This window comes from Arthrobacter sp. Cr_A7 (genome assembly GCF_029222765.1).
GTDB lineage: Bacteria > Actinomycetota > Actinomycetes > Actinomycetales > Micrococcaceae > Arthrobacter.
In genome coordinates this window covers 39340-48391 of sequence record NZ_JARHXQ010000300.1, presented here as the reverse complement: position 1 = coordinate 48391, position 9052 = coordinate 39340, and the positions used below count along the sequence as shown (strand labels likewise).

Annotated in this window: 10 protein-coding genes; 2 read left to right on the top strand and 8 right to left on the bottom strand. The window is 66.7% G+C overall.

What is annotated here, in order from left to right; all coding sequences use genetic code 11:
* Positions 1–209 (bottom strand): hypothetical protein (locus P2Q66_RS17780; protein WP_275730288.1); only part of this gene is annotated, 209 nt, incomplete at its 3' end.
* Between P2Q66_RS17780 and P2Q66_RS17775 the strand changes: the two genes are divergently transcribed.
* Positions 208–1539, top strand: a complete 1332-nt coding sequence (locus P2Q66_RS17775; RefSeq protein ID WP_275730285.1) for a serpin family protein — start codon at positions 208–210, stop codon at positions 1537–1539. The two genes, P2Q66_RS17780 and P2Q66_RS17775, sit on opposite strands and share 2 nt — an antisense overlap.
* Positions 1540–1575: 36 nt before the next feature.
* On the opposite strand, the gene P2Q66_RS17770 is transcribed toward P2Q66_RS17775, so the two are convergent.
* The 4 genes from P2Q66_RS17770 to P2Q66_RS17755 all read right to left on the bottom strand — a co-directional run bounded on the left by P2Q66_RS17770 (position 1576) and on the right by P2Q66_RS17755 (position 4773).
* Complete coding sequence (locus P2Q66_RS17770) at positions 1576–2433, bottom strand: hydroxymethylpyrimidine/phosphomethylpyrimidine kinase (protein WP_275730284.1); 858 nt, start codon at positions 2431–2433, stop codon at positions 1576–1578.
* A gap of 87 nt (positions 2434–2520) precedes the next feature.
* A complete protein-coding gene (locus tag P2Q66_RS17765) occupies positions 2521–3117 on the bottom strand; it encodes a hypothetical protein (protein ID WP_275730282.1) in 597 nt (198 codons plus the stop codon).
* Positions 3114–4082 (bottom strand): TIGR01777 family oxidoreductase, encoded by a 969-nt coding sequence (locus P2Q66_RS17760; protein WP_275730280.1) that lies wholly within the window; start codon positions 4080–4082, stop codon positions 3114–3116. The genes P2Q66_RS17765 and P2Q66_RS17760 overlap by 4 nt, the downstream gene beginning before the upstream one ends.
* Before the next feature lie 34 nt (positions 4083–4116).
* A complete protein-coding gene (locus P2Q66_RS17755; RefSeq protein ID WP_275730279.1) occupies positions 4117–4773 on the bottom strand; it encodes a TetR family transcriptional regulator in 657 nt (218 codons plus the stop codon).
* Positions 4774–4960: 187 nt separating this feature from the next.
* Between P2Q66_RS17755 and P2Q66_RS17750 the strand changes: the two genes are divergently transcribed.
* The gene (locus P2Q66_RS17750) at positions 4961–5695 is read left to right on the top strand and encodes a queuosine precursor transporter (RefSeq protein ID WP_079598117.1); all 735 of its coding nucleotides are present in this window, start codon (positions 4961–4963) and stop codon (positions 5693–5695) included.
* 76 nt (positions 5696–5771) lie between these two features.
* Here P2Q66_RS17750 and P2Q66_RS17745 read toward each other — a convergent pair whose 3' ends face one another.
* The 3 genes from P2Q66_RS17745 to P2Q66_RS17735 all read right to left on the bottom strand — a co-directional run bounded on the left by P2Q66_RS17745 (position 5772) and on the right by P2Q66_RS17735 (position 9048).
* Complete coding sequence (locus tag P2Q66_RS17745; protein WP_275730277.1) at positions 5772–6764, bottom strand: type IV toxin-antitoxin system AbiEi family antitoxin domain-containing protein; 993 nt, start codon at positions 6762–6764, stop codon at positions 5772–5774.
* A gap of 181 nt (positions 6765–6945) precedes the next feature.
* Entirely contained in the window at positions 6946–8250 is a 1305-nt protein-coding gene (gene tgt / locus P2Q66_RS17740) for a tRNA guanosine(34) transglycosylase Tgt (protein WP_275730274.1), read from the bottom strand.
* Positions 8251–8319: 69 nt separating this feature from the next.
* Positions 8320–9048: an SRPBCC domain-containing protein gene (locus P2Q66_RS17735; RefSeq protein ID WP_275730273.1), complete on the bottom strand. Its 729-nt coding sequence runs from the start codon at positions 9046–9048 to the stop codon at positions 8320–8322.
* Positions 9049–9052: the final 4 nt, after the last annotated feature.

The following is a 9052-nucleotide window of genomic DNA, read 5'->3' as shown; positions in this document are numbered from 1 at the left end:
AGGCGCTGACTTAGTCCGGCGGCGGCGCCCCCTGGCCGGCAAGGCCGGGCGGGCGCCGCTTTTCGCCGTCGTGCCGTCCCGCCGTCGTGCGGTTCCGCGGCCAGGGTCTCCGCGTCCTGTTCAGCCTGGCTGGGCGTGACCGAAACGACGGCAAACCGTGACCCGGCTGGCATCGCTACCTTCCGGTCCGGCTGCTTCACTGGAGTCATGCAGCGGCTGGAAGTCCTGACGAAGTCTGCTCACACGAAACACGCGAAGGTGCCGCGGCGGGCCGGCTTCGCGGCGCTCGGCGTTGTGGTTGCGCTTACCGCGTGTTCGGCATCCCCGCCCGAGATGGTGACCGCGCCGGGGGTCGAGCGGGCCTCCGTGGACACTGCCGCCTACCCGCGGGAGCTTGATTCCCTGCGCTCCTCGGCCTACGCGCTGGGGGAGGCCCTCCTGTCCGACGGCGGGGACGGCACCGCCGGGAACGTGGTCGCCTCACCCGGCAGCCTGCTCACCGCCCTGGTGATGCTACGGGCCGGAGCGGCCGGTGAAACCGCCGCGGAACTGGACCGCATCCTGGCCCTGCCGCTCACCAACCGGGACGAAGCCGCCAATGCCATGCTGGCCGCCGTCGAACGCTACGACGGCGATCCCGGTGCCGTTGATGAGGACAACCCGCCGCGGAAGCCCGTCATCCACTCGGCGAACGGACTCTTCGTGGACATCAACACCCCCACGGGACCGGACTACCTGGACACCTTGGCCCGTCATTACGGCACGGGCGTCCACAAAGTGGATTTCCGCGACCGGGACACAACGGAACCCGCCATCGACGCCTGGGTGGACCGGAATACCGGTGGCCGCATCAAGAAGGCGCCTGCTGCTTTTGATCCGAAGAACACCTTCAGCATCCTCAACGCCATCTACTTCGCCGCCGCCTGGAACACCCCCTTCGACCCCTCCCGGACGCTTGACCGGCCCTTCACGACGGGAACCGGGGAAGTGGTCAACGTTCCCACCATGGGGCAGACCGTGGACATGAAATACGCCGAGGGGGAGGGGTGGCAGGCGGTTGACCTTCCCTATGCGGAAGGGGCCGTGATGCGCCTTGTCCTGCCAGCGGACACTGCCGCCGGTCCCCCCGCCGGCAGTGCGGTGACGGCGGAACAGCTCTCCCGGCTGTCGGCCGCGCTGGATGCGACGGCCATCCAGCCCGTGCACATCACCCTGCCCCGCTGGGACCATAAAACCAGCTTCGACCTGCGGGAAGTCCTGGGAGCCATGGGCCTGCACAACACCCTCAACACCGCCGAAGACTTTGACGCGATCCAGTCCGGGATGAAGATCACGCAGGCCGCCCAGGCGGCCAACATCACGGTTGCCGAGAAGGGGACCGTGGCCGCTGCGGTCACCCAGATCAATGCGCAGGCCGTCAGTGGCACGCTTCAGCCGGACGTGTCGATCGCCTTTGACCGGCCCTTCCACTACCAGATCATCCACACAGAGACGGGGCTGCCGCTCTTTATGGGCAAGGTGGCGGACCCGCGCTCCTGATGCCGGCCGGCCGTTGTGCTGCGGCCGGCGGTGCGTCTAGCGGGCCCCGCCCTGCCACAGGGCATCGAAGGGCGCGCCTGACGCTACCCGGTTGCGGATCCCCGCGGTGACGAAATCCTTGGCCGTCCGGGCCGCTTCCAGAGGGGAGGCCCCCTTGGCCAGCTCCGCGGTGACGGCGGCGGCCAGCGAGCAACCTGCTCCGGACACGGCCACCTCGCCCACCTTCGGGGCGCTCAGGACCTCCAGCGTCTGGCCGTCGTAAAAGACGTCGACGGCGTCGGGGCCTTCCAGCCGGACCCCGCCCTTCGCCAGGACTGCTGCGCCGCTGAGTTCGTGGATGCGGACGGCGGCTGCCTTGAGGGATTCGACGTCGGTGATCTCGAGCCCGGACAGCGACTCCGCCTCGAAGTGGTTGGGCGTCACGAAGGTGGCCAGCGGCAGGATCTGCGCCTTGAGGGCCTCGTCCGTGTCGAGCGCGTGGCCGGGCTCCTGGCCTTTGCAGATCAGCACCGGGTCCAGGACCACGTTGGAAAACCGGTTGTCCCTCAGGGCGCCGGCAACCGTGGCGATGGTGGCAGGGCTGCCCAGCATGCCGATCTTCACGTTGTCCAGCACCGACGGAGCGCCCGACGACGGACCATAGGCCGCCGTCGTTGCCTCCAGTTGATGGGCAATGACCTGCTGGTCCACCGGCACGAAGCGGTGGTTCCAGCTGTCGTTCGGGTTGAACGAGACGATGCAGGTCAGGTTGGCGATGCCGAAGACGCCGAGCTCCTGGAACGTCTTCAGGTCGGCCTGGGCGCCGGCGCCGCCGGTGGCTTCGGAGCCGGCGATGGTGAGGACCACGGCCGGGCTGGTGACGGTCTGCGTTGCATCAGCGGAAACGGAAGTCATGCCCCCATCCTGCCATCCGCCGTCGGACAATTTCCTTGTGTGGCCGTACAGCCGGTGCCGGCGAGGGGTGTTCAGGGCCACAAGGGTTTAGTTCTGCCCGCGGTCCTGGTTGGAGTGCAGATCAATGCTGGGCTCGTCCTGGCTTGTGGCGTCCTGGGGTACCTTGCCCTGCTGGTTGCCGGCGTCCTGGCTGGCGCTGTCCTGGTCCGCGCCATCCGGTGCACCATCATGGGCGGTGGCGTCCCGGACTGTGCCATCCCGGGCTGTGCCATCCTGGTCGAGGCGCACCAGCCGCCAGATGGACAGCCGGCCGACGGCGAGGGCGCCGCCGCACGTGAGCGCGGCGGTAGCGGCGAAGGTCAGCACGTAGTCCGTCCGGGGCGCGGGGCCGGAGGCCAGCAGCGCGAAGACGATCCCCAACACCACTCCCAGTCCTGCAAAGGCGGCAACGTGCAGCCACTGGTTCCGGACCGGCTGGAGCAGCATGGCCAGGGGTACGCCCAAGCAGAAGGCCAGGGCGATGGACGGCAGCACTCCCCAGATCACCGTCATCATGAGGGCCTGCCACCATGGAATCCAACTGCCGACCAGAAAGGCGAGCACCGTGGCGCAGCACACCAGGCTGACGAACGTCGCCAGCGCCAGCGCGCCCGTGCCCACCACGACGCGCCGCGGCCGGCTCACGCTGTTCCCTTGGCGATCTGAAGCAGCGCCCTGCCCAGCTCCGGCTGGCTGTAGACGAACCCCGAATCCAACAGCTTCTGGGGCTGGACCCAGCGGCTCTTGAGCACCAGCTCTGTTTCCGTGCGGATCAGGACGGCGCCCGCGCGGAGCAGCCAGGCCGGGGTGGGAACGCCGAATTGTGCTCCATACGCGCGGCGCACCAGCTGCATCAGCTCCCGGTTGCTCACCACATCCGGCGAGGCCACGTTGACGGGGCCGGTGATGTCCGTCCGGGCGTGCAGGAAACGGGCGCACCGGTAGAGGTCCTCCACGTGCACCCAGCTGAACTTCTGCGTCCCGTTGCCCATGTGCCCGCCCAGTCCCAGCCGCGCGAGGTTGGCGAACGGACGCAGGGCACCGCCTCCGGCACCCAGCACGATGGCAATGCGGAGCGGAATCTTCCGGGTCACCGGCGTGACGGCGGCCTCGAGCTCCGCCTCCCAGGCCCGGGCCACCTCCACCGAAAAGCCCGTCCCCAGTTCGCCGTCGGATTCCGTCTGCGGGCGGTCGCGGGCGTCGCGGTAGATGGTGCCGGTGCTGGCATTCAGCCAGGTCGACGGCGGGCGCCGGCATTGGGCGATGGCACGGCCAAGTGCCGCGGTGGTGGAGATCCGGGAACCCAGGATCGCCGCCTTGTTCCGCGCGTTGTAGCGGCACGACACGGACCGTCCGGCGAGGTTGATGACCAGGTCGGCGCCGTTAATCACCTCGGTGATGGCGCCGTCGTCGTCCCAGGATGCGTGCGTTATTTTCCGGCCGGTGGTGCCGCCGTTAGCGCCCGGCCGCGCGGGAGTGTGCCGCCGCCCTCCGGTCCGCGCCCTTCCTACCGTTTTCACCGTCCAGCCGTCCTGCTCGAAGCGGGCGCGCAGGTACTTTCCAATGAAGCCCGAGGCGCCGGCGAGCACCACGGTCTTGGTCCTGGTCATGCTTTTCCCCCGATATTGTTTTGCTGGCTTGCGGCTATGCACGGATGCTCCGGCTGAGGCTGAGGATATCGTCCAGGAGCTTGCTGACGCCCGGGACGCGCGCCAGTGAGAGCACCCTGGCGATCAGCGGGACGCCGCCGTCCACCAGCTTCCTTGTGCGCTGCTGCCCCTCCGAGGTGTCGTAGACCCAGAACAGTGTGACGCCCATGTAGCCGAGCCACAGGAGTTCCGGAAGATCAGCGCGAAGCTTCTTGGGAACTGCCGGCCGCGCGCCCTCCACCGCCGACCGGAAGATCGACAGGGAGGCTTCCCGGGCTGCGGCGGAACCTGCCGCGAAGGGGTTCACTGGCGACGTGGGCCGGATGGCGGTGGTGAGGAAGTCGGCACCGAAGCGGTGGTACGGGGCCATGGAATCGAGGCCTGCATGAAGGGTGGCGCGGAGCCGGCTGCTGAGGTCGGTGGCGTTTTCCATGGCGGACGCCGCCCGTGCCGCATGCTCCTGCTGCACCTGCAGGTACAGCTCCTGGACCAGGTCGTCCTTTGAAGCGAAGTAGTAGTAGGCGTTGCCCACGGAGACGCCCGCCTCTGCCGCGATGGCGCGCATGGTGGTCTTGGCGAAACCAACCTCGCGGAACATCCGCAGCGCCACATCGGCCACCAACTGCCTGGTCTGCCCGCTTTTGGCCGTCATCCTTGCCCCCATTTTGAACGTGTTCAAGAATATTATGACATGTGTTTGAACATGTTCAGTTTTATGCCGGCCTTCACTGATACTGCCTTCAGCGGCACGGGTGGGAGAATAGGCCGACAGTGCTAATACAGCCGGCCTCCTCGCAGCAATCCGGGTGCCGAGCGAACCACTTTGAACGGACTCCCTCATGTCTTCTCCCTCCGGCCAGGACGCCCTGCCTGAAACAACTCCCTCCGGACCCGCGGCCAGGTTCGCATCCATCGGGTCCCCGTACTTCGGGATCATGCTGGCCTTCATGGCGGTGGTGCTGATCCTGTCCAACATCGGGGCGTCCAAGGGCGTTGCCATCGGGCCCATCGTCACCGACGGCGGCTTCTTCCTCTTCCCGCTGGCGTACATCCTGGGTGACGTCATCAGCGAGGTGTACGGCTTCAAGGTGGCGCGCAAGGCCATCCTCACCACCTTCGCGCTGTCCGTCTTCGCCTCGCTCTGCTACTGGGTGATCATTGCCCTGCCGGGATTCGACGACGAATTCGGAACGTCCAAGCAGGCGGCCCTCGAGGGCGCCCTGGGCCCGGTGCCGCAGATCGTGCTGGCCTCGCTGCTGGCGTTCCTGGCGGGGCAAACCATCAACTCCTGGATCCTGGTCCGGATGAAGGCCCGTTCCGGAGAAAAGTCCCTGTGGGCCCGGCTGATGGGGTCCTCCGGCGCCGGCGAGTTCGTGGACACGCTGATCTTCTGCAGCATTGCGGCGTCCGTCATCGGGATCACTGATTTCGGGACGTTCGTGAACTACGTGGTGGTCGGCTTCGTATACAAGACCTTGGTGGAGTTCATCCTGGTCCCCGTGACGTCCCTGGTGATCGGCTGGATCAAGAAGCGGGAACCAAGCTACGGCACCGTGCCCGCCGCGGCCGCCTGACCCCTGAGCCGCCCGCAACCCCAGGATCCCCGCCCACGCCGAGGACGCCGGAACGGTGCGGTTTCGCCGGAACGTTTCAGCGTCCTGGATCCATTCCGGCGATTTCGACGGCGGCGGCCGCCTCGGGCGCGGGCTGGCGCCTGAGCGCGTCCAGGACCCGGTTCTTGAACTCCTGCTCCCGGAAGAGGTCCCGCCATTCCACCCGGAGGAAGAACCAGCCGGCCTCGGTGAGCGCCTTTTCCCGGCGCCGCTCCTGGAACAGGACTTCGGAGGTTGGCTTGTAGTCGAAGTACTTGACCTTGCCGTCGAATTCAAGGGCAACCTTCTTGTCCCGCCAGGCGAAGTCCAGCCTGTGCCATCCCAACCGGGTCCGGACGTCAACCTGTGCGTCCGGCATGGGAAGCCTCAGCCGGGCCAGGAGTTCCCTGGTCAGTGTTTCTCCGGCCGATTCGGCTCGGGCATCTGCATTGGCCAACGCCATCCGCAGGTTCCGTACACCGCGGTGTCCCGAAGGCCCCGCGGCCATGGCCTGCATCTGGCCCAAGTCAGCGCCGAGCCGCAGTGCATGGTCCGTGAGGATCAGCCCCTGGCGGTAATCAAGCGCCGTGACGCAGTCCACTACCGTCCGTTCAAGCGCTGTGACCCTCAGCCTGCCAATCGTTGTCACGTCCTGATCCGTGTAGGGCCGGGTGTGACCGCGTACGTCTTTCCCGAGGCGTTCGCCTGACGGCGATACCCGGAGCAGGATATGGATCAGGTCATCCACGTTCCAGAGGAAGAGGCCGTGAAGACGTGCCGCCGAGGTGTGGCTGTAGACGTAGCCTCCCGTCGACGTCGTCAATGTCCCGTGGGCGTGCGCGTGGATCAGCTGCACGCTGCGGACAGTGGCCGGCTGTTTCTCCCACAACGCAGCGCGGATGTAGCAGCCCCACCGCAGGCGGACCAGCTCACCATGCTTTATGAGCCGGCGGATGTCCCGCGCCTGCAGTCCCTTGGCGCGAAGTTGGTCCGTTCGCCACACGTTTCCTGTCTCCGGAAGCCGGGAACTTTGTACTTGAGGCTGTGTCATCCACCCACCTTCCGGCACGCCCCACAGCCCCGCCACGCTCCGCCGTCGTTATGTGCACAACGCCAAAACGCCGGAACGGTGCGGGGACGCTGGAACGTTCCGGCGAACCTGCACCGTTTCGGCGATTTCGACGGCGGCAGGCAGTGAAGGGTGTGGGGGTGAGCCCTAGCAGCGGCCAGGGTCAGGAGTAGTACTGCCCCAGGGTTTCGGCCTTGAAGTCGAAGAACGTGCCGGACTCGATGGCCAGCCGGGCGTCGTCCACCATCTTCACCACGAACCGCTCGTTGTGGATGGAGATCAGCGTGGCGGACAGCATCTCCTTGGCCTTGAACAGGTGGTGGATGTAGGCCCGGGAGTAGTGGGTGCACGCGTAGCAGTCGCACCCCTCCTGCAGCGGCCCGAAGTCGCGCTTGTACTTTGCGCCGGACAGGTTGAAGCGCCCGGACGGCGTGTAGAACGCGGAGTTCCGGGCAACGCGGGTGGGCGAGACGCAGTCGAACGTGTCGGCCCCGTTTTCGATGGCGGTGAAGATGTCGTCCGGCTCCGAGATGCCCAGCAGGTGGCGGGGCTTGTTTTCCGGCAGCTCCTCGTTGCACCAGCGGACAATCGTGCCGAGATTCTCCTTCTCCAAAGCCCCGCCAATGCCGAACCCGTCAAAGGGCATGGCGCCCAGGTCCCGGCAGGCCTTGCGGCGCAGGTCTTCATACTGCGCACCCTGGATCACGCCGAACAGGGCCTGGTACGGCTTCCCCACCCGCGAATCGGTCAGCCGGAAATGTTCCTCGAGGCAGCGCAGCGCCCACAGCCGTGTCCGCTCCAGCGATTCCTCCTGGTAGCCGCGGGAGTTCTGCAGGGTGGTCAGCTCATCAAAGGCGAACATAATGTCCGCGCCAATTTGGTGCTGGACCTGCATGGAGATCTCCGGGGAGAACCGGTGGCGGTCACCGTTGAGGTGCGATTTGAACCAAACACCGTCGTCGTCGATGTGGGCCAGCCGCTCCTTGCCGGGCGCCACGGCGTCATCCGGCCCGGATGCGTCCACGGATTTCATGTCGATGACCTTCTTGAACCCCGAGCCCAGGCTCATCACCTGGAATCCGCCGGAATCCGTGAACGTGGGCCCGGGCCAGTTCATGAAGGCCCCCAGCCCGCCGGCCTCATCCAGGATGTCCGCGCCCGGCTGCAGGTACAGGTGGTACGCGTTGGCCAGGAGTGCCTGCGCTCCCAGCTCAGCCATGGACTCCGGCAGCACCGACTTAACCGTCGCTTTCGTCCCGACGGCGATGAAGGCCGGCGTCTGGATCTCACCGTGCGGCGTGGTGATGGTGCCGGTGCGGCCCAGGAACTCCCCGCCGTTCCCGTCCACCAGCGCAGCCGACGGCGGACACGATTCCGCCAGGCGGGTGCCCACGGTGAAGGAAAACTCTGACTGGCGTGCGGGGAGTGCGGATGCAGGTGATGGAACGGAGGCAGGGTTGGCTGGCACCGTACCAGTGTGCCAGCAATCAGCACACCCCCGGCAATCAGTGGGGCGCCGGCAAACCGGCCAGGACCGTCAGCTCACCGGTTCCGATGAGGGGTAGTTCTCAGACCGCCAGGAGTCCCAGGACGAACGGATGGCGTCGAGTTTGGCAGCGCCGAGGTCGTACGTGGAGGCGATGACCAGGGAGCCCTCACCCTCCTCGCGCACATCCTTGATGGCAGGGTGGTCGGCCACCACCAGGAGCCCCTCGCCGTGCTCCGCGTAGCCGTGGACCGTGAGCCCTACCTGATGGCTGGTCCGGTACCAGACCTTGCCGGAGATTTCCTCACCGGTGCCCAGCGTCAGCTGATAGGGCTCTCCGGGAGCCGGAACCGAGTCCAGTCCGAGCTTCTCGATCGCCGAGCCCTGCCCCTCGGTGAGGTGCAGGAAGAGGGTGTGGCGTTTGCCGTGCGGGTGGCGTTCCAGCGCGAAGCGGAGCTGCTGGAGGAAGGTCAGCCAGCCCTGGGTGATGTCCTCGTCCCAGGCGGCCCACTCCGAGTTGTGGTCCAGGGCCCCGCGTGTCACGCTCACGCGCGTTCCGTCCGTCACGGGCTTAAGTTCGAAGGTGTCCCCGCCATGGACGGTGAGGCTGGTGTGGTCCGGAGCCTCCTCCACATCGCCGGAGAAGTAGATCTCCTTGATTTCGGCGTCCAGGTCCTCGGCCTGCCAGCCATGCCATTGGGCCACCTTGGAAGGTTCACGCAGCATGGTCCAGACCTGCGGAGCATCGGCGTTGATCACTACGCTGAGATTGTTCGTCATAGCC